The sequence below is a fragment of the Paraburkholderia sediminicola genome, assembly GCF_046030555.1.
Classification (GTDB): Bacteria; Pseudomonadota; Gammaproteobacteria; order Burkholderiales; family Burkholderiaceae; genus Paraburkholderia; species Paraburkholderia sediminicola_E.
The window spans coordinates 259,057-278,805 of the sequence record NZ_JAQQCH010000001.1 but is presented as its reverse complement, the minus strand read 5'-3'; the positions used below and the strand labels follow the sequence as shown (position 1 = coordinate 278,805).

Sequence of the window (19,749 nt, the reverse complement as noted above, 5' to 3'; positions counted from 1 at the left end):
ATGGACACCACCTTCAACGTGCTGCTGGCGTATGCCGAGCTTTTCTGTCTCTCGAATTTCAGCTTCCTGCATGGTGCTTCCCATGCCGAGGAGCTGTCTGAGCGCGCGGCACAGCTCGGCTATTTGGCGCTCGCTGTCACCGACGAATGTTCGCTAGCTGGAGTTGTGCGTGCGCACGTCGCCGCGAAGGAAGCAAAGCTACCGTTTATCGTCGGCTCGTTCTTCCGATTGGTCAATGCCGACGGCTCGCCCGCATTCGGACTCATTCTGCTCGCCAGGAACCGCGAGGGGTACGGCAACCTGTCCGAACTGATTACGCTTGCGCGCACCCGGGCAACCAAGGGCGAATATCGCCTGACGCCACAGGACCTCTCGCGACCAGAGAAGGAATATTGGCACCTTCGCGGGATGCCGGACTGTCTCGCCATTCTTGTACCGGATTTCCCGGCAAACGAGGATGTCCTTGCCGCACAGGTCGAGTGGCTAGACGATACATTTACTGGCCGCGCCTGGGTAGGGTTGGTGCTTCATCAACGCGCCATGGACGACATCCACCGCGGCTCAGTCGAATTCGTCGCGCGTAGTCAGGACGTCCCCGTGGTGGCGCTGGGGCATGTCGTTATGCACGTCCGCTCGCGCAAGCCGCTGCAGGACACGATGACGGCTATCCGCGTGGGTCGGCCGGTGCACGAGTGCGGCTATGACCTTGCGCCTAACGCCGAGCAGCATCTGCGCTCGCGGCTGCGGCTCGCGAACCTGTATCCAGCCGACGCACTCGCAGCGACCGTCGACATTGCGAGCCGCTGTACGTTCTCGCTCGATGAGCTGCGCTATGAATATCCGGACGAACTCGTCCCCGCAGGAATCTCCCCGAAAGCCTATCTTCGACAGGAAACATACATTGGCGCGCAGCGACGCTTCCCGTCTGGCATCCCGCACAACATACAGGGGCAGATTGAGCACGAGCTTGAGCTCATAGCCGACCTCGAATACGAACCGTACTTTCTCACTGTGTACGACATCGTTCGCTTTGCACGCAGCCAGCACATCCTTTGCCAGGGGCGCGGCTCCGCCGCTAACTCTGCGGTGTGCTACTGCCTCGGCATTACCGAGGTCGACCCTGCGCGCGGCAACATGCTGTTCGAACGGTTCATCAGCAAGGAGCGCGGTGAACCTCCAGACATCGATGTCGACTTCGAACACCAGCGACGCGAAGAGGTCATCCAGTACATCTATCGCAAGTATGGTCGCGACCGCGCAGCAATCGCCGCCGCTGTTTCAACATACCGGCCTCGAGGCGCGTTGCGTGAGACGGGCAAAGCACTTGGCGTTGACCCACAGATTGTCGACCTGGTCGCGAAGAGTCATCACTGGTTCGACACGAGCCAGGACCTTCTGAAGCGGTTCGCCGAGTCCGGGCTCGACCCGGAGAAGCCACTCATCCAGGCGTGGGCCCGACTCGCTTCCCAGCTCCTCGGCTTTCCGCGACACCTGTCCCAGCACTCGGGCGGCTTCGTTATCAGTCGCGGCAAGCTCACGCGGCTTGTCCCTGTCGAGAACGCGGCGATGGCCGACCGCTCAGTCATCGAGTGGGACAAGGACGACCTCGAGGCGCTCGGCCTCCTGAAAATTGACGTGCTCGCCCTCGGCATGCTGTCTGCCATCCGTCGAGCGCTGGACATCGTGTCGGAGCAGCGCGGCGAGCGTTTCGAAATGCAGGACATTCCGCCGGAGGATTCCAAGACATACGAGATGATTTCCGCCGCAGACACTGTCGGTGTGTTTCAGATTGAATCGCGAGCGCAGATGAGCATGCTGCCTCGCATGAAGCCCCGCACGTTTTATGACCTGGTCATTGAGGTTGCCATTGTCAGGCCCGGACCGATTCAGGGTGGCGCGGTCCATCCTTACCTGCAACGTCGTCAGGGCTTCGAACCTGTGACGTATCCAAGTGAAGCGCTGAAGACGGCGCTTGGGCGGACGCTCGGGGTCCCGATTTTTCAGGAGCAGGTCATGCAGGTGGCCATCCTGGCTGCCGGCTTTACAGCTGGCGAGGCTGACCAGTTAAGACGGGCGATGGCCGCCTGGAAGCGGAAAGGTGGTCTTGAGAAATACTACGACCGTATCGTCAACGGGATGCAGGAGCGCGGTTACGACCAAGTTTTCGCGGAAGGCATCTTCGAGCAAATCAAGGGTTTCGGTGAGTACGGCTTCCCGGAAAGCCATGCCGCCAGTTTCGCGCTCCTGGTGTACGCGAGTAGCTGGCTCAAGTGCCATGAGCCAGAGGCATTCCTTGCGGCGATGCTCAACAGTCAGCCTATGGGATTCTATTCGCCGTCACAGCTTGTGCAGGATGCACAACGTCACGGCGTAAAGGTGCTGCCAGTAGACGTTGCGGTCAGTGGCTGGGATTCTGTCCTGGTGCCATTGCGCGACAATGACCGTCCAGCTGTGCGCCTCGGCATGTCGCTCCTGCGCGGCATGAAGGATGGCGCCGCGGAGCGCATTGAAAATGCCAGAGCTGTACGTCCGTTCGAGACCGTCGCTGACCTGGCCCGTAGAGCGCAGTTGGACCGAAAGGACCTTCATGTTCTTGCGGACGCCAACGCGCTCGAGTCGCTTGCCGGCAATCGCCGCGAGGCCCTCTGGCAGTCGGTCGCCGCCGTGCCTGACAAGGACATGCTTGCCGCAGCGGCGGTGCAGGATAAGACGCCCGAATTGGGCGCACCAACGGAAGCGAACGACATCGTCGCAGACTACAGGTCTGTCGGACTGACCTTAGGGCGGCATCCGCTGGAACTGCTTCGGCCGCAACTGCTCGCAAATCGGCTAATGCCAGCGTCGACGCTACGTACTTATCGTGACGGACGGCTCGCGCGTGGCTGCGGACTTGTGACTGTTCGGCAACGCCCCGGTACAGCCAAGGGGGTTATGTTCGTGACGCTTGAGGACGAGACCGGCAACGTGAACGTTATCGTCTGGCCAAGCCTTCTCGAGAAACAGCGCAAGGAAGCGCTTGGCGCATCTTTGCTTGCCGTGTATGGGACTTGGCAATGCCAAGGAGAAGTGCGACATCTTGTGGCACAGCGCTTGGTTGACATGTCACATCTGCTGGGCGGCTTAATCACGGCGAGTCGGGACTTTTGCTAATCGCGGCAAAAAAGTTGCGTATTATCGAAGCATTGAACGGAGGCACCCATGTGCTACTCAGCTCAGATTCAGGCTGACTACCGCAAGTTCGTGCGAATCTTCGGCGCCATCATGGACATAGGCGAATTCTCGCGCCTGTTTTTCGAGCGTGCCGAAGGTGTCAGCAGAGCGAAGATACCCAAAGCGATGGAGGATGCCTTCGCGGAACCGAAAACCGACGCAGAACGCGAAATCAAAGCCTCCATCGACCAATTCAATGCAGCTCAAAGTGCGAAGCTTGAGCAGGACCTGTTCAAACAGCGGAAGCGGCTGGCAGATGCCGAACGCACGCTTCAAACAAAAATCACCAAGGCGGCGACCGAGAGCCAGCGAATCGCTACGGACAAAATTGCCTGGACTCTTGGCAAGCTTGATGACATTCAACGCACTACAGCCAAACCACGCGATTCGCGCATATTCCCGGGACACTACGCACCCGTCCTAGTCATGGAAAATGGTCAACTCGTTGTCAAGCCTATGCGTTATCAGTGTCGCATTGCTGGCAAGCCCGCAAGCTATGACGTGAAATACCCAGGGACCTATAACGCCCGTCGCGACAATCTTGAGGGTTTCTGGAAGCCTTGCTTTGGGTACACCCATGGCGTGATGCTTGTCGACGTTTTCTATGAGAATGTCAGCAAGGCCAAGATGGAGGGGACCCTGTCAGAGACTCATGACCGAGCCGAAAACGTCGTCCTCGAATTTCGCCCAAGCAATCGGCAGTTGATGTTGGTCGCCTGCCTATGGTCGCGATGGTCAGCACCGGGCGAACCGGACTTGCTGTCGTTTGCGGCAATAACGGACGAGCCGCCAGAGGAGGTCGCGGCGGCCGGCCATGACCGGTGCATCATTCCCATCAAGGCTGAGAACATCGAAACGTGGCTGAACCCGGAAGCATCGAACCTGGACGCGATGTACGCCATCCTCGATGACAAGGACCGGCCGTACTACGAGCACAAGCTTGCCGCTTGAGACGACGTCTATCGGATTCCGTGCCGTGCGAGCGACTCTTCGACAAATTCAGGAGTCGGCGCTGCTCTGGCATTCACTTCGTAAGTGGTGTGATGTCCGACGCAACACGTTTGGCGACTGCGTACAGCCGAGACGCCACATGGGTTGCTGCCACAAAATGCTTCGTCTTGGCTGGCCCTTTGGAAGTATCAGCAGACCTTGAAAACTGCACAACGATTCCCAAGTTTGCGAGCTTTGGAGCAAACGGCCCGACGTCAGAAAACAGATTGACGGGTACATCGGCGTCAGTGAAGGAGTTTCTTGTTGCTTTCGCCGTAACGTGCTCAACAGCGACAACTCCTGGAAACGTAGGTAGTTGCAGGGTCGGATGCTTCGGCTTGTGTGTCAGTGCATGAGCGCGGTCGAACCATTCAATGAACTCGATGAAATCTCGGTCGTTCAAGCTCTCGGCAGCCATGAACATCTGTTCCTCTTCATCTGTCGCCCTAGAGTCTCGTTGCAATATGACAGCCGTAAGCACGCCGATGACCATCGGACCGATGTCCTTACTTGCGCACAAAGCAATTCGCCGATAGGCATCGAAAAGTAGCGACGTTTCGGCATCGCCACCAGCCAGCTTTTTAAGCAGGTCGTTTAGATTCGCAGATTCAAAATTTTCGTCTCCCTGCTTTCTCACCTCGTCGACCAGCTGAGCCAAGAATACCTCTGCTCGATGTTTGCTCCAGCGACCTATAACGTGCGCCTTGAACCTATCAATCAGCAGGTCAATACCAACATCCTTAGCTTTGTCGACCAGCAGTTTTCCTGTTGCGGAAGCGATTGCAACCGATGCTATGTCCATAATTTCTTGCTTGCCTGCTATCTGTGATGTTGAGCTAGAGTACAAGTCGCATACCGGCAAAGCCACGCGAAAAAGTCACCGTATATTCGACGGTCACCTCAGTTGCATCCTCCAACCAATACCCGGTGGTCGCTATCTCCTGGGGTAATCTTCCATCATCGTCCCATCGAAGAAGTTGCTATGCGCATTTTTCTCAATGACGCTGCAACCATCATTATAATTTGACGCTAATAATCCAGCATCACCAAACGTCTGTCGACCATGGCTGCCAACGTCAAAACCACCGCTATTCCCGCTGCAGGATACGTTTATCAAACGATGCAGGGTGTCAATGTGCTCTGCGACTGGCTCGACGCCCCGACTCGATATACGCGAGTTCGCTTCGAGTGTGACGCTGACGAGGTTGCTCCACAAGGTCTCGATGACCTGGTTGCTGAGCGCCCTGACGGGAAGGCCGACCTGTGGCAGGTGAAATTCACCCCCGCAGAAGAAAAGCATATGTTGGATTGGGAGTGGCTGCTGGAAAAACCTGGAAAGAAAGGGGGAAAATCCCGGTCAAATCTGAGGAAGTGGTTCGATGCGCTCAAGAAAATCGAGAGCAACCGCGTCGGCCACGTTCGCCTGCTGACAAACCGGATTCCCGATTCAAGTCTGGAAGCATGTCTTGGCGGAGGCAGTCGCATTGATTATACGAAGGCGCCAACGGAAATCCAGCTTAAGGTGATTGAGGAGCTGGGCGGCCCGTCCAACGCAAAGGAGCTTTTTGATGCGCTGGACGTTCGTCACAGCGACAAGGGTTTCGCAAGTATCGAGAGCCACGTCACGGCGAGGCTCAGACGCCATTCAACACCTCAGGGTGTTGAGGCGCTCAAGAACCGGGCCATCCATTGGTCCATTCAAAAAAATCAGCCTGCCCCGGACGGCTGGATTACGCTCGAACTGCTTCGCGCGACCCTGCTTGTAGAGGCTCCCGAACCGCTACCCGAGAACTTTGCCATCCCACCGGGATACCGCGTACCTGACACTGCGTTTTTTCTTTCGTTCATTAACGCCATTGAAGCTATTCCGACTGAACCGATTGTGCTGACTGGACCGCCTGGTCGCGGCAAGAGTACCTTCCTCAGCAAAGCATGCCAGCTATTGCAAAAGAAGGGCATACCGTTAGTGCGGCATCACTACTATCTCTCGTCAACGGACCGGTCGCACGACCGCCATACGAGCTTTGTCGTTGAAGAGTCTCTACTAGCTCAAATCCAGCATTTTCATCCCGACGTCCATGTGCCCGACCGAGCTTTAGGCTCCGCCCTCGCCGCATGCGCCGCTCACTACAAGAAACGCAATAAGCCATTCGTTCTCCTTCTTGATGGTCTCGACCATGTCTGGCGCAACCAAGGCCAAGATAAGCGCCCGCTAGATGAAATCTTCAATCAAGTGCTGCCGTTATTCGACAATTTGGTCGTTGTGGTAGGAACCCAACCCGTCGAAGACGCACAGCTGCCGAGTCGGTTGCTTGCCGGCACGCCTCGCAGTACCTGGAGAGAGCTCCCGGTCATGTCGGCGGACGCGGTCCTTCAATACGTACGGAAACAGGTCGAACAGGGTCGACTACAGATAGAACACAAGCGCCCGTACGCTGAAGAGGAAATCCAGTCAGCTGCGGCTGAAGTACGTGCGCGTACGAATGGTCACCCGCTGCACGTAATATACGCAATAGAAGAACTCATCCGCTCAGCCCGCCCACTCTCGAAATGGAGTGTTGAACAACTCCTTGGAGATATGAGCAAGGATGTAAAAACATACTATGCCTCACTATGGAATCTTCTTCCGGCTAGCCAGAAGGACGTGTTGAGGCTCGTCTGCGAATTCCCGTTTTTCTGGCCAACATCTGGTTTTGCTCAGATAGCTCGGATTGCCGCTGCGCCGCTACCCGAGGTTTCCGCAGTAATGCATTTGCTCTACAGTTCTCCAGCGGGGCTCAAACCATTTCACGAAAGCTTGGTCGTCTTTATCAAGCAGACCGATGACTATGCGCCTCGAGTCAAAGCGTTGATACCATCGGTGGAGCGCTGGCTTAGCCATGAGGCGCCAAATAGCTTGCGCGTCAACTGGTTGTGGTCTGTGAAATCAAAACAAGGCCATTCCGAGGACCTCATTGAAGGTCTACAAAGGGATTGGATAATCGACCGACTATGCGAGGGATACCCTACTGAGCTATTCGAGAGTCTTATGGCCGATGCAGAGGAACACGCTGTTTGCCGTGCGCGCTATGCAGATGCCTATCGCCTCCGTCATCTAAAAACGAGGTCGCTGAACAGCCTGTCCTACCAGCTTTCTGGAATCGATGCGGTGCGCCTCAAAGCTTGCACATGGACGCTCGCGCGAGACTCTAGCGTTATGGAGGAAGCCGTTGCATCACGACACGAAACATCTACCCTCGACGTGGCAGCACTAAGCCGCGCCCTTGCGACGCGCGGTGACTACGGTACCGCGCGAAAGAGCGCCACGGAGGCCCTGCATCGATTCAGAGGTGAAAGCCGTTTCGTAGGCCGACGTTGGGGCTACGAATCGCGGGCAGAGGAACTCTTCCTCGCGAGCACCTTCGTTGGCCTCGGAGTGGCTGGAAGTACGCCCGAACGAGCTGCCGAAATCGTCATGTCGAGCTCCCTTGAAATCGGGAAAAAAGTCGTCGGTGCTTACGTCGACGCTGACAATGTCAGCGGACTTGTTCAGATAGCGAGCCTACTTCCGCAGGGTGAGCAGAAAGCCATGGTATGCGATGCCGCGGTTCGAGCTGCGGCTTTAGCTGATGCCGAGCTCGTCTCGTGGAGTAATTTTCAAGACTTGTCTTGTGGCCTGTTAGCTGCGTGCATGGGCGCAATGAAGGGAAAAGACATTCTGGTCTTCCCCGGCGGCTCTGAGGTCGATTGGTCGCAAGCGCAGTACGACGATAGACAAGAAGCGTTGACGCAACTTGCGCGCTTTTGGTTCTTCGGCGCAGTACACCTGCACATGACAGTTGCTGGTGAAGATTTTTGCTTTATCAAGACACCGACGTTCAAGGACCGTGAGAATGTATCTGACTACCTCGAGAACCTCACGGCTGTTGCGGCGGACGTAGCAAAGCGCTGGTCAGCCGGGGAATCGGTCTCGTTCCTCTATGCCCATCGGTCGTTCGAATCTATCCCGGTGCCGGATTACAGCAACTATCAGCGTGGAGAAGGCGCGGCGATTTTTCGCCGAGCTCTAAATGCGCTTGCGGTTGACCTTCACCTACTAGATTCGCGGATAAGCGGCAACATCTTGGTCACCTCCAAAGAGGTAGATGAAGCATTGCGGCTTTCGTGGTTTGACGCCGACCATTTTCGTTCAGCCTATGTATCGGAACTCGTCAAGGTGCTCACCGACGACGCTGCAGAATTTTTTATTCTCCGGCAACGAGACGACCGCAATGCCGTGGTCGAAGAGGAAACTGGAGCCCGGATGCGCGCGTTCTTGGACCTCTGTGAGATGTCACTCCGGCACGGCCTCGCAAGCCTCGCGGGAGAACTCTGCCGGGTTACGTGGGAACTCGTGCTTGGTTACGGGCAACGAAAAGACCCCGCCCTCCCAGATGTGATGGATGCCATCAGCTACCTGACGTCCGTTGCTCCCGACGACGCTCGTCGACTGCTCTACGAGATTTCGTCTCAGATTGAAAACGTCTCCGTTTATACGGATGGCAAGGGAACCAGGCATATCGTTGCTGAGGCCAATGAGCTTCTAGCAAGGTTAAATCGAGAAGCACTGGCTGAAAAACACAGACAACACGTCGAGCTTGGACAATGGGATGAAGCAGAAAAAAGTCTTGCGACCTATATGACAACCGCAGAAGCCATATCCAGCACGCTCGCCGCGGTAGCGAGAACGGGTATGCAAGATGAAGCTGTCCGCGATTTGGAAGATGCCGCCAAGTTGGGGAACAATAACGCGTCGCAGCTTCGTGACTTGGCTAAGGAGCATATGGGTTGGGACATCGGCACGATAGCGAAGCCAGAATCAGGCGGCACATCAACTGAGTTCCCTCCGTTTGAAGGCGACGTAAGCACATACGCCGTCAACGAACTGAAAAGACTTCAGACAGACCTTGCTGAACACTATGGTGTTCGCCGTGAAGTTTTGAAGCAATGGTACGCTCATTGGGAATCGCAGGGTCTAGGCTCGGACCTTATCCAAAACTTAGAGCCTATGTTGCTGTCTGCTGACTGCCGCGATAACGACCTTGCGGGGCTTCTTGACGCTGCGTTTGCGACAAAGCTCAGGCTTGAAGGGCCAAGAGCGGCTTTCCCCTATATCGTTCAAGCGCAGCGCATGAACGGTGGGTGGCTGGGGCCGAGGTATTTTGAAAGCAGGAAAGAAACCGAGAGTCGACTTCGCATCGCGGCAACGAAGTATCGTAGTCGTGGCGATGAATTCTTCCTTAAGTCTGCGTTCGGTCTTTTCGGGCCAAAACCTGACCGAGTTATTCCAACCGACATCATGGTATTTTTCCTAGGGCAACTAGGCCGCACCGGCGAAGCAGTAGCGTTCGCAGAGGCAATGGTTCGCAGCGTCCAGGAGGATACGAGAACTCTCCGACTCGAGAGACCTGCGTGGGCCGGGCATTTGGTGAACGGAGCTTCAGCTTGAACTCTGACCTTGCGATGCTCATCGCGCGCTTTAGATGGCCTGTCGCATCAACTCGATGGTGGGCGATGCAAGAGCTTGCCACCCTCCTACTCGCACCTGAGATGCGTGAGGAGGTGACAACTTCCTTGCTTCAGGAGTTGAAGGGCTGCAAAGTGGAGGCGGAGACTGTCGAGCTCGTATGTATATTCTGGATGGCGACAAAGAGAGGTTTTATCCCGCCGCCAGAACTGGGTTCAAGTCTCGAACGGCCTTCCACGCTATCCTCTCTCTTAATCCGCGATTGTGGCCTTCCCTCGGAAGACGACTGCGAGCATCATTTGCAGGTTGCTCCTCCGGATTTTCAAGAATCGTCAAAGTTCTTCGAGATGCAAGGCGCTGACGTGCCGCGCTTTTTCCTGACCGCGATGCAGCGACTGGAACAACGTTCAAACTTACCGTTTGTTCGGCAGTGCAATTACGAATGGACATTGTCCGCAGACTCTTTTCCAGGCGCCCCTTACCAAGGCGACGTAGGACATTTTGTTCGTCCCATTGGGCCTAACACTACCGGAGCTTTCGCCAATCGAAATTTCCTTCGTATGGCGTCCGCCTATCAACGGACGCTTGCGGTCGCACGAAAGTTTTGGCGTATGCCCGCCGACTTGGTGAACCGCCTAGCACTGGATGTCCTTCCTCTTGACCCGACACTTGCGTTCATGCGACCGTCTCGCCCGTCGTGGCTTCCGGCGTTCGACCGCCATATCACCCGCGACGCCGCTTCGGTTGAGATGTATATTCAAAGCTTGGCCCGGTCGTTGCTGTCCGTAGCACAAGGGCGTGTGTTACTTTCGCTATCGACTCCGGGACAGGTTGACCCGCTTAGCGTTACCGAGCTGTCCATAGTTCGTTGGCGACAGTTTGGCGAAAGTTTAGTAGATGCGCAAAGTCTGCTTGAGCGCTTCTCCGAAATCCAACGAGGCGGGGGCTATGAAGGATGCCAGACGTCCGGTTTGCAATGCGTTACCTCCATACCGGTTTTGACACTCGGGGATGTATTGGATGGTGAGTCTAACGCTGCCCCGTTAGCTTCGACGTATGGCTTCAGTCGCCTCGGCTACCTGCAACGCGATTTGTATCCTTCGCGGCTCCATTATCCGGTCGTCACGGATGCGGAAGGTCCCATTTCCATTGAGCCTAACAACGGCTGCCTTAGCATCTCATGCACGAGCGGACCAATCGCGACACTAAGCTATTGGAATAGTGGATGGAACCCCGTTCACCCCACCGATATGAGCGGACTGTGCGGAACCGCGCTCGTTACTGAACTAGACCTGGAAACATTCGCCCCTTGCCAAAAGGCACATCGAGACTTCTACCTTTGGTGGGTCACTCGCAAATGCCGCGCTACCGCGTATGAGCCATTTGCATCTGAGCAAGGCTTCTGCGGCATACTTTTCACCGAATGAAGCCTTCCTGTGGCTGTCAGGAAGGACGGCACTTTTAACGGCGATGCAGCGGACGACGCGGCTCGAAATTACCGAGAGCCAACACAAAATATGCGTTCAGATAAATTCAACGAAATTGAACACGAGGCCATCGTACTTTTGGCGGCTTGGGAAATGCTTGGAGGCATGGTTAATTATGCATTTTTCAACAAACTCAAGCGAACCGACGACGTCCTTTTGATGTTCGACAACTCCAACGATAAGAGATTGTTCAACATCTTACTGGGTGATTTTCTATCTCAGCCTAACGAACGCGGTGCAAACGACAGCTTCCTTAATTTGAGGAAGCCGCCCAAGTCCGGTCGTCCCACCGACTACACGTTCCTTTTTTACTTGCGACAAATATGCGAAGCGCCAAAACTTGCGAGGAATCGCGACTGCATACAGAAGCCGCTTGACTCGCTCTCGACGTGGCTCGAGGCCGACTGCCTCGTTCCCGACGTCTGGTTCGGCGATATAGATGTCCAAGTAGACGTTCGCATAGAAAGGATTCGATACATCAAGATTTGTGGGGATATTGCCAAGCACAACTTTTCGCGCCTGCAGTCGAACGTAGAGAAAATTGTCCAGACACTTAAGCGAAGTGGTGTTGAGATTAGTGCCGAAGAAGGATTCAAAGCGCTACCTGGCTTCTACGAATGGTTCCACGAGAATATCTTTACATATCACTCAAGCTATATAGCTCAAATGCTGAACGAGTTGCTTTGGGGAATCAACGACTATTTGGCTGACGAATTCTTGGAATCGTACACACAAGAGCCTGGGGAGGAACATCGGTATCGTTATAAATATCCGGAGGATTGCAATCATTCATTCGCCCGGTCTGCGTACTGGAGCCTGATGAACCATGTACGTCATGGACCATATCTGCCGCGGTTCAAGGTGTCCCCGTCGCTCATCAGCGAGTATTGAGTAGTGGCCGATTTTTGCGGAGCAGCGGTGTTGTATAACACCGGCTCCCATGAAGTCTTCCGGGGTCGATACTTATTCAAACACGATGGTGCAAAATGACGGACACTTCAGTTGTAGCGCATTGGATACTTCGACAGCCTTACTACAAAAGAAATGCGGCAGAACACATGACGTACGCTAACGCGATTCGTCCAATCCGCAACCGGCTCCGAAAATTTTCCTACGTTAGTGTGTTAGCCGAACTGTCCCAGTTCATCGGGACCGAGTCGACGGCAGATGACGGGAAACCGCGGGCACCATGGCTCGCCGAGCGCGTCGCGGTCTGGGTATTGCGGGATGAGCCGCGGATGTACGGTTCTGAAGCAATCTCACGACAAGAGGTGCGGCGTTGTATTGACTTGGCTTGGAAGGTCGCTGACTTGGCCTTCACCGGATTCGGCCCAGGTCGCTCATTTCACCTCGCGCTTAGGTCGTGGATTCTCCCGCAAATTCCGCATCAACGAGAGCAGGAACTGGGACCCTTCGCGCGCCAGATTGACCTCATTAACCAACTGCAATCGAAGTCTAATCTCTATCGTCTGTTCGAAGAGAGTTTGGGCATGCGGCCGATGGACTTTCTCGGCCTCGCGACCCTGTTTCGCAAACACTCGCTCGAAGATATTTCGACCGTGATGGCTCCAAGATATAGAGTGGCTTTGCAGGGAATTTTTGGACGAGCACCCGTCGAAAAATTCTATCAAACGATGCTCATCCCCCGACCGGTGACTGCGGAGCAATTCGGCGAGGTCAGCTCCGACGAGTGGTTCCAGCCGAACCTGCTGTATCGGTCACCCTTCACGCGTCTGGACAACAACACTTGGTATTTCTGGGGGCGCTGCTGCCTCGACCGCAATCTCGGATACGCGTTGAGTGACATCGTTGGCCGCAGCGAAAGTCCCGGGATTCGACAGAGCTTCGAAAAGCTGTTCGAAGAGTACGTCGGGCGTAGCCTCAGTTTGACTGGCCTTGAGATTCTGAACGAAGAGCAAGTTCGGACCCGTTTTTCGGTCGGCGGCAAGTGCTGCGATTTCGCAGTTTTAGATGGGGCTGATGTGGTGTTGCTCGAAGTCAAGAACAAGGCCTTGACTCACACACTGCCTGCTGCAGGAACAGCACGTGATTACGCATCAAAGCTCAGTGCAACCGTGAAAAAGGCGGATGAACAACTGAGGAACGTCGAAGCTTTCGTCCAGAAGACCTATCCAAACGCGGCCGTGCACAAGGTCGTCATCACCTACGGTGACCTTTTTGCGGCAGAGACGGACCAGCTATTCACAGCAAGTGCAGACCACTTTGCGTCGGGAAACCCGGTCTACATTCTCAGCGTCGACCATGTCGACCGGCTTATCGAGGCTGTCCGGCTGAAAAAATGCGGATTCGCGATGTTCTTTGAAGACTACACGCGACGTCGAAGTATCCCGGAAAAGCGTCTCTTGCTGCTGTCCGACCTGCTGAACGAGGCCCCCTACCGGAGCCCAAAACTGCCGCCTCACCTTTTCAACGTCTACGCTCCGTTCTACGAGAGGTTGATGGAGAGAGCGAGACCGAATCAGATGGCGACAGCCATCTGAAGTTGGCAGCGAGGATGCCCGCAGGCACGACACATTTGGGAATATCGCAGGCTAAGGCGGTTACCGCGATGCCCTGCTCGCGTTCGGGCATGCCGCGAGTGGGTCGACTCTCACCGATGAAGGCTGATGTAAGATGCATCGGCGCATTACATGACACAACGTACACGGACCAGTCACAAGTGAATTTCGAGCTTCTCGAGAAGTACGAATCTGCAATCCGGGACTTCCGAGGCCCACAAGGCGACCCGCAATCTGCATCCCTTCGCATGCACGGCAACGGCGACCTGGAGGTGTACTACGCGCCGTTCGGGTGGGTGAACGCCACGGCGAAGCTCGTTCTCGTGGACGCCACGCCTTGGTAGGCGCAGGCCGACATTGCATTGACCGAGGCGAACCGTGCACTGTTTGAGGGTGCTCCCATGGGCGAGGTGCTACGTCGCGCCAGTCTCGCGGCCGCCTTTGCCGGGGTGACGCGGCAATGCGTCGTTGCGCTCCTCGACCATATTGGCGTGCATCAGTGGTTGGGTCTGAGCTCAAGTGCAGACCTGTTCGGCGACGCGGGCGACTTGTTGCAGTTGTCGTCCGTGCTTCAGTTTCCCGTGTTCAAAAACGGCGAGAACTTCAGGGCCGGGTGGCATCCCGAAAGAGACCCGATGCTGCGCCTGCAAATGCGAAGCCACTTCGGCAAGATGGCCAAAGCTATGCCAGACGCGGTATTCATCCCGGTGGGAGCGGCCGCATCGAGAGGCGTCGAGTGGCTGACCAAGGAAGGATTCTTGAACAAGGAACGCGTGCTTCATGGCGTCCCCCATCCACGCAAAGAGGAACCGAACCGCACGGCATATTTTCTGGGCGAGAAGGACCGCGCCGACCTAGACGAGAAAACACATCCCGACAAGATTGATGCGGCGCGTGATTACCTGCGGAGCGCGGTGGCGGCGCTGAAGTGAGACTACGGCAGCCAGGCGGAGCGTAATGCGGCTGGCGCGGTGGAATGAACTTAACCCTCGCAGTCTTTCGAGAATCCGAACATGCCTCGATACCTGGTTCCATCAACAGCATTTCAGCTTGCGCTCGACTTGGCGCGGGCGGTTGTCGCTGGCAGCTTGCAACTACCGCAGGCCGAACGAGCATTGCGCGATTCCTATCCTGATATGTCGCCTCGTGCCGCAAAGGGCTACATCGGAAGTTACGTTGCAATGCGCCGCGGCGCGAAAAGCTTCGCGACGACAATCGCGGCCAACGCTTGGAAGCTTTACCTCGAGGATATTGCACATGACGGCGCCGGCCCGCTCTCGGTCGCGCTGGACACGTTCTTGTCCCATATCGTCTATCTCCAGAGCAAAACGAAGGGTCCGGAAGCCGCACTGCATCAGGTGCACGATGAGTTCGTCGAGGCGCTGAAGCGGATGGCCGTTCACGAGACGGTCGTCGAGAATCTTGATGCCGCCGTTCAGAAGTCCCTGAAGTCTTCCGCGGATGAACGTCGAGAGCGTCTCGCCAATGCAAACAGGCGACCGGAGCAGGTCGTCGTGCTGACCCGCGCATTCAAGCGAAACCCGGACGTCATTGCGGAAGTCCTGTTGCGAGCGAATGGGACGTGCGGAGGATGCGGGCAATCGGCACCGTTTCAGCGCTCAGACGGGAGACCGTACCTTGAGGTTCATCATCGCAGACGTTTGGCAGACGGTGGGGAAGATACCGTTGAGAATGCGATGGCTTTGTGTCCGAACTGTCATCGAGAGCGGCACTACGGAATCAACTACGCGGATATTTGATTCCCGAGTGTCGGCCGCGAGTCTGACGGGAGGGCGGCGCGGGTGGTTGCGAGCACAAATGTGCGGTGCTTCGTCACTGGCCAATTTTCAAGCTATACGCTGGGGTGACCAAACCGAACACTCGCAACGAACATGATTGAACTCAACGAAGAACTTATAGCTGCTCGCGAGCTCCGCACCGCCGCATACCAATAAGCGGCTCATAAGACGGTCTACGAGCGCTTTGGCGGTGCCGGTGACGCGGTAGTCTGGAAGAACAATAGCGGGAACCCGGAGGAACGCGCCTGGTTGGGGCAATTTCGTCCTCGGACCTGTCCAGAGGCCATGCGCCGGGCCGCGGTGACGGCCGGAATTACCTTTTCGGACTTTCCGGCAAACTGGAGCTTCCTCCATGGCATGGCTGGCCTGGTAGCCGAGGAAATTTTGAATAGCGAGAAGGACGAGCCCGGCGTGATTGCCGACGCGATGCGATACAGAATCTCCAGCGACGAGGCGTCCGCAACCGACTTGGCTGCGATGGGTATTACTGCCATCGACGACTACCAACTAAGTGACGAAGACGTCGAAGAGTCAGTGTGGATATTGCAGGAGGGCAGGCCGGCCGTGAAGCAGGAGGCCGAGCATCTCCATTGAGGTCGCCGTTAGCGGGCTGGTGAACGATGAACGGTGAATAAACTCAACCCGCGCTGCGTGCGCCTTCAGTGCCAGAGAGCAAGCACTAACTGGGAACTGCCCGACTTGGTCAGGGGGGGCACTTTCGCGCCCATGATGATGTCGGTTGCAACGCTGGCAAGCGTGTACAGCCCGACGCTGTGGAGGCGACCGCATTCTGACGGCTGGCATACCCACGAGGTGACGATGCGATAACCTTCTTTGCGCAGTTCGACCACTCGCGCCCGAGGGTCAATGACGTCGAGGTAACGCGTTGCCTCCAGTGTCGTAATCCCCGCGCACAGCCGCATGGCATCGAGCAAGCGCGCACGCTGATGCTTGGCGGTGTTGTCCGGCCAGTTGGCGATGATGTGGTCGAAGGACTGGAAATTCTGCGGTTTGATGTGTTTTTGCATTCGATGCAGTGGGAGTTGTGACAGGACGTATTGTTCACCTGTCGGCTCGAAACACTGCTACCGAAATATCAAGCCAATTCAACCGCAAAAAATCCGGAGGAAATAGGCCGGAAAATGGGCCCAATTTCCGCAGTTTTTCACTGCTCGGTTGAATCTAGCTCTAACCCAAGTTCGGTGCCGGCGGCGCTGAGCGCGTCGTAAAGCACGATTGCCGCAGTCTCATCCGCGCACCCGCCCACGATTTCGAGAGCCTGAGCTAGCCGCTGAGCGTCGGTTCGCGTGTCCGCCGTGGGCGCCGCACGGTTACGCGGAACACTTGCGCGGCTCAGTGCCAGATGTGCTGTGTTCTCAACGTCGGCTTGGTTCCTGCGCTTCGCTTCGACGAGCGCTTGAATACTTACGCGTTCGACAGCGGTCAGCACATCGTAGACTTGGCGTTCCAGGGTTTCTTCCCAAGCGCGTGCGACGACCGCCGTAATGACCCGGATGGGAATTTCGTCACAAGCCTCGCAGATGGCGTGGGCGAGCCGGATAATCAGCGTTCGACGCTGCGTCATCGGCAAGCGGCCTCCAGTTCGGGGCGGCACAATCGACGGCATCGTCTGGAGCGTCCGCAGCGGCTCCTGGAAACCGCGCGTCCGGGCACCCGGAGCAAGCCAGGAAGGGCGCGCCGCAGTCAGCTTGGTTGCCAGGTCTGTGGCGCTCTTCATGATGTCGTTGACTTCAGACCCGGTAGGTGCCAAGTCCGGTTCGCCTTCCTCGATGCAGTCGACAATCGCGCGGGCAATCTGGGAAATCACCGTGACCTGCAAACTCGTGCCCTTCGCGAGCACCTTTTTCTTTTTGAAGAAGCTGCGGAAGTCCTTGTCGTCACGAAAGCTTCTGAACCAGTCTGACTGTGCACGAGCAGTTTGGTCGAGGTTCAGAAACGCGCCTGCCTGGTCATACATGAGGGCAAGATTCGAATTCGTGGTCAGAGTGGTCATGGGTAATAGCAAGGGCGATTCACGCAAGAGGTAGGCATATTGTAGCTGCGTGCTATAGGCCGCCCGAGCACGTAAAAGAATAATTCCGGGCCTGCAGGAGCGTTGTTGTTATCACGCGCGCGGCACGTCATCGGGCGCTATTGTCGCGGTCGCCCACCGGAAATCACCGTTGTATCCGCTCGATAAGCATCGACCACAGATGCTCAGCTGCCCCAGTGTCAGACAGTTTCTCGGATACGCCTCTCGCCATGCTCATCATCGGCTTCAGATAAAGCGTCTGGCTATCTTCCGTGAGCGTGAGCGCTTCGTTGTAGCTGTTCGTGTGCGAGGAAATCTGGTTCGAATATGCTATCTCGCGATTGCTGTGTCCACCGAAGGCTCCGCCGTGCGTAACGGTGCACTGCGACACGCTCTTCCCGTCCTTATAGATGCTCGCGGTGAACCGGCGCGCATCGATGCGCGAAAAGCGTCCTTGGAACTGGCCGTGTCGCTTCTCCAGTTCCTGTAGCGAACCCTCGAAAAAGCGTGCAATGAAGTCGAACGTCTCAGAAACGAACGTGTCCTTGTCGAGGTCTGAGAACTCATGCTTGACGCGAAGGTTGCTCGACCGCGGCAGTTGCGAGGCCGCGGAAGGTTCGATGGCTGCGGGCCGAGGCGGCATGCTTCTCGCTGCCGATGCCGCGTCCAGCTTGGGTGCGGACGACGAGGCTGTTGCGGCCACGGCTTTACGAATCGACTTCGCAATGTCGGCGAACGCCTCGTCCTGGTTGGACCAGGACGTCACCGGCCGACCGTCTGTCGGGACCGCATTCATTTTGCCGAACGGAGCACTGTGCCAGTCACATGCTCGCAGGACGACGGGGATGACGCGCGCCTCGCCGGCCTTATGCCGCTCCAGTGCACGCGTCATCTCGTTTGAAAAGCAGTATTCGGACGCAATGAAATTCGCGCTGACCAGCAGCAAAATGATGTCGGCCTTCTCGAGCTGCTCATTGATACTGTCGTCAAGGTTGTCGCCCGCGACGATGCGTCTGTCGTGCCATGCCGAAATCAGGCCCTCGCGCTTCATCAGCGAAAGGTGGATTTCGAGTTGGTCGCGCAGCGACTCGTCGATGTGCGTGTACGAGAAGAAAACCGATGCCATGCAGTCGTCCAGCAAGAGAATCAGGTGGTTGTTGTAGGCGGCTATGCCGTCGTCGCCATAACGTGGCGATTTGGCTTGAGCGAACGCGTGAAGCAGGACGGCCTACGTGTTGTCAGGCCGCGCGCCATCAGTAGCTGACCAGGTCGAGCTCGTGGATGCGAATCGCCATAGCGGTCGGCGACATGCCGAACTCCTCAGCGAGCGACTTGAAGTGGTTGCCGATACCAAATTTCCGCGCAGTCGCTACTGCGCGCGGAAACTCAAGCGAGCCAGTTTTTGACCGGAGAAGGTCCTGCGAGCCGTTGCCGGCGATGGCGAACGCTACGTTGTCATCGAGGTGGAGCATGTCGGTGCCAAATCGCTGCTTGTACGCGCGGCGCAATAGCTTCTCCGGCGCAAGGAAGCACGCGGCAAAGTAGTTGGCCTCCCGCTCGCGGCGGTCGAGGACCGGCGCGTCACCGAGCAGGGGGCGGTCGCGATGAAGCGAGAGCCCAGGATGCAACACAATATGGCCGAGTTCGTGCGCTCCTGTGAAGCGCTGAACCTCGTAGGGCAGGTTTCCGGCAATACGAATCGTTGAGCGCGGAACGTCGACCAACCCGGCTACCTGGTATTGGGTGTTACCGACCCCGTGCGCGCCCAGCGAGCCCGCGGTTACTTCGTACTCAATGTTATGCACCGAGGCCGCGTGGTCAGGGCGGAAGAGCTGAAGCAGATGCGGAATCGTGCTGTGCGTGGTCCCCGCGCGCTGCCAGATTTCAAACTGGAAGCGTCGCACCTCGGCCGCAATGGAAAGCTTGTCGATGTCGTGCATGTGGGAACCCCGAAATCGCATTTCGTTGTATAGCACCAGATGTGGTGCTTCACATGAAAATATATACAACTAATAGTGTGCTTGTCACGAATTTAATTAGAGTCGGACCCTTAATAAATTTAAGCTTCGATTTTTGCGTGCGCGGCCCGGTCGCATTCACGCTGGAGTTGCTCATCATGGATTGAAGCGGGAGTGTGTGGCTCGGTTGGCGAAGCCGGGAGATGCGAAGTAGCTGCGGAGAGGAGGGGCGGAGGATGAAGGTTGGCAGCTGCTGCCGCGGCCCTCTC

14 protein-coding genes are annotated in these 19,749 nt (G+C 56.5%); 9 read left to right on the top strand and 5 right to left on the bottom strand.

Annotated features, from left to right (window positions below; genetic code table 11):
• The gene (locus tag PQQ52_RS01275; protein WP_408206109.1) at positions 1-3,150 is read left to right on the top strand and encodes an error-prone DNA polymerase; all 3,150 of its coding nucleotides are present in this window, start codon (positions 1-3) and stop codon (positions 3,148-3,150) included.
• Positions 3,151-3,198: 48 nt separating this feature from the next.
• Positions 3,199-4,161 carry an SOS response-associated peptidase family protein gene (locus PQQ52_RS01270; protein ID WP_408206107.1) on the top strand — a complete coding sequence of 321 codons (963 nt, stop codon included), beginning with the start codon at positions 3,199-3,201 and terminating at the stop codon, positions 4,159-4,161.
• A gap of 73 nt (positions 4,162-4,234) precedes the next feature.
• Here PQQ52_RS01270 and PQQ52_RS01265 read toward each other — a convergent pair whose 3' ends face one another.
• Positions 4,235-5,002, bottom strand: a complete 768-nt coding sequence (locus PQQ52_RS01265; RefSeq protein ID WP_408206106.1) for a hypothetical protein — start codon at positions 5,000-5,002, stop codon at positions 4,235-4,237.
• Positions 5,003-5,263: 261 nt separating this feature from the next.
• Between PQQ52_RS01265 and PQQ52_RS01260 the strand changes: the two genes are divergently transcribed.
• From PQQ52_RS01260 to PQQ52_RS01230, 7 genes are all read left to right on the top strand, one after another.
• Positions 5,264-9,667 carry an ATP-binding protein gene (locus PQQ52_RS01260; protein ID WP_408206104.1) on the top strand — a complete coding sequence of 1,468 codons (4,404 nt, stop codon included), beginning with the start codon at positions 5,264-5,266 and terminating at the stop codon, positions 9,665-9,667.
• Entirely contained in the window at positions 9,664-11,112 is a 1,449-nt protein-coding gene (locus PQQ52_RS01255) for a hypothetical protein (protein WP_408206102.1), read from the top strand. The genes PQQ52_RS01260 and PQQ52_RS01255 overlap by 4 nt, the downstream gene beginning before the upstream one ends.
• Positions 11,113-11,121: 9 nt before the next feature.
• Positions 11,122-12,063: a hypothetical protein gene (locus tag PQQ52_RS01250; protein WP_408206100.1), complete on the top strand. Its 942-nt coding sequence runs from the start codon at positions 11,122-11,124 to the stop codon at positions 12,061-12,063.
• A 167-nt stretch (positions 12,064-12,230) separates the two neighbouring features.
• Complete coding sequence (locus PQQ52_RS01245) at positions 12,231-13,673, top strand: hypothetical protein (RefSeq protein ID WP_408206098.1); 1,443 nt, start codon at positions 12,231-12,233, stop codon at positions 13,671-13,673.
• A gap of 380 nt (positions 13,674-14,053) precedes the next feature.
• Positions 14,054-14,623, top strand: coding sequence for a hypothetical protein (locus tag PQQ52_RS01240; RefSeq protein WP_408206096.1), 570 nt, complete (start codon positions 14,054-14,056; stop codon positions 14,621-14,623).
• Between the two features lie 81 nt (positions 14,624-14,704).
• Positions 14,705-15,451: an HNH endonuclease gene (locus tag PQQ52_RS01235; RefSeq protein WP_408206094.1), complete on the top strand. Its 747-nt coding sequence runs from the start codon at positions 14,705-14,707 to the stop codon at positions 15,449-15,451.
• Between the two features lie 324 nt (positions 15,452-15,775).
• The gene (locus tag PQQ52_RS01230; RefSeq protein ID WP_408206092.1) at positions 15,776-16,084 is read left to right on the top strand and encodes a hypothetical protein; all 309 of its coding nucleotides are present in this window, start codon (positions 15,776-15,778) and stop codon (positions 16,082-16,084) included.
• 65 nt (positions 16,085-16,149) lie between these two features.
• Here the strand turns inward: PQQ52_RS01230 and PQQ52_RS01225 are convergent, their stop codons facing one another.
• The 4 genes from PQQ52_RS01225 to PQQ52_RS01210 form a co-directional block, all read right to left on the bottom strand.
• Positions 16,150-16,518 (bottom strand): helix-turn-helix domain-containing protein, encoded by a 369-nt coding sequence (locus tag PQQ52_RS01225; protein WP_408206090.1) that lies wholly within the window; start codon positions 16,516-16,518, stop codon positions 16,150-16,152.
• Between the two features lie 137 nt (positions 16,519-16,655).
• Positions 16,656-17,504, bottom strand: a complete 849-nt coding sequence (locus PQQ52_RS01220) for a hypothetical protein (protein ID WP_408206088.1) — start codon at positions 17,502-17,504, stop codon at positions 16,656-16,658.
• A gap of 163 nt (positions 17,505-17,667) precedes the next feature.
• Positions 17,668-18,663 (bottom strand): toll/interleukin-1 receptor domain-containing protein, encoded by a 996-nt coding sequence (locus PQQ52_RS01215; RefSeq protein ID WP_408206086.1) that lies wholly within the window; start codon positions 18,661-18,663, stop codon positions 17,668-17,670.
• Positions 18,664-18,775: 112 nt separating this feature from the next.
• A complete protein-coding gene (locus PQQ52_RS01210) occupies positions 18,776-19,462 on the bottom strand; it encodes an ImmA/IrrE family metallo-endopeptidase (RefSeq protein WP_408206084.1) in 687 nt (228 codons plus the stop codon).
• Positions 19,463-19,749: the final 287 nt, after the last annotated feature.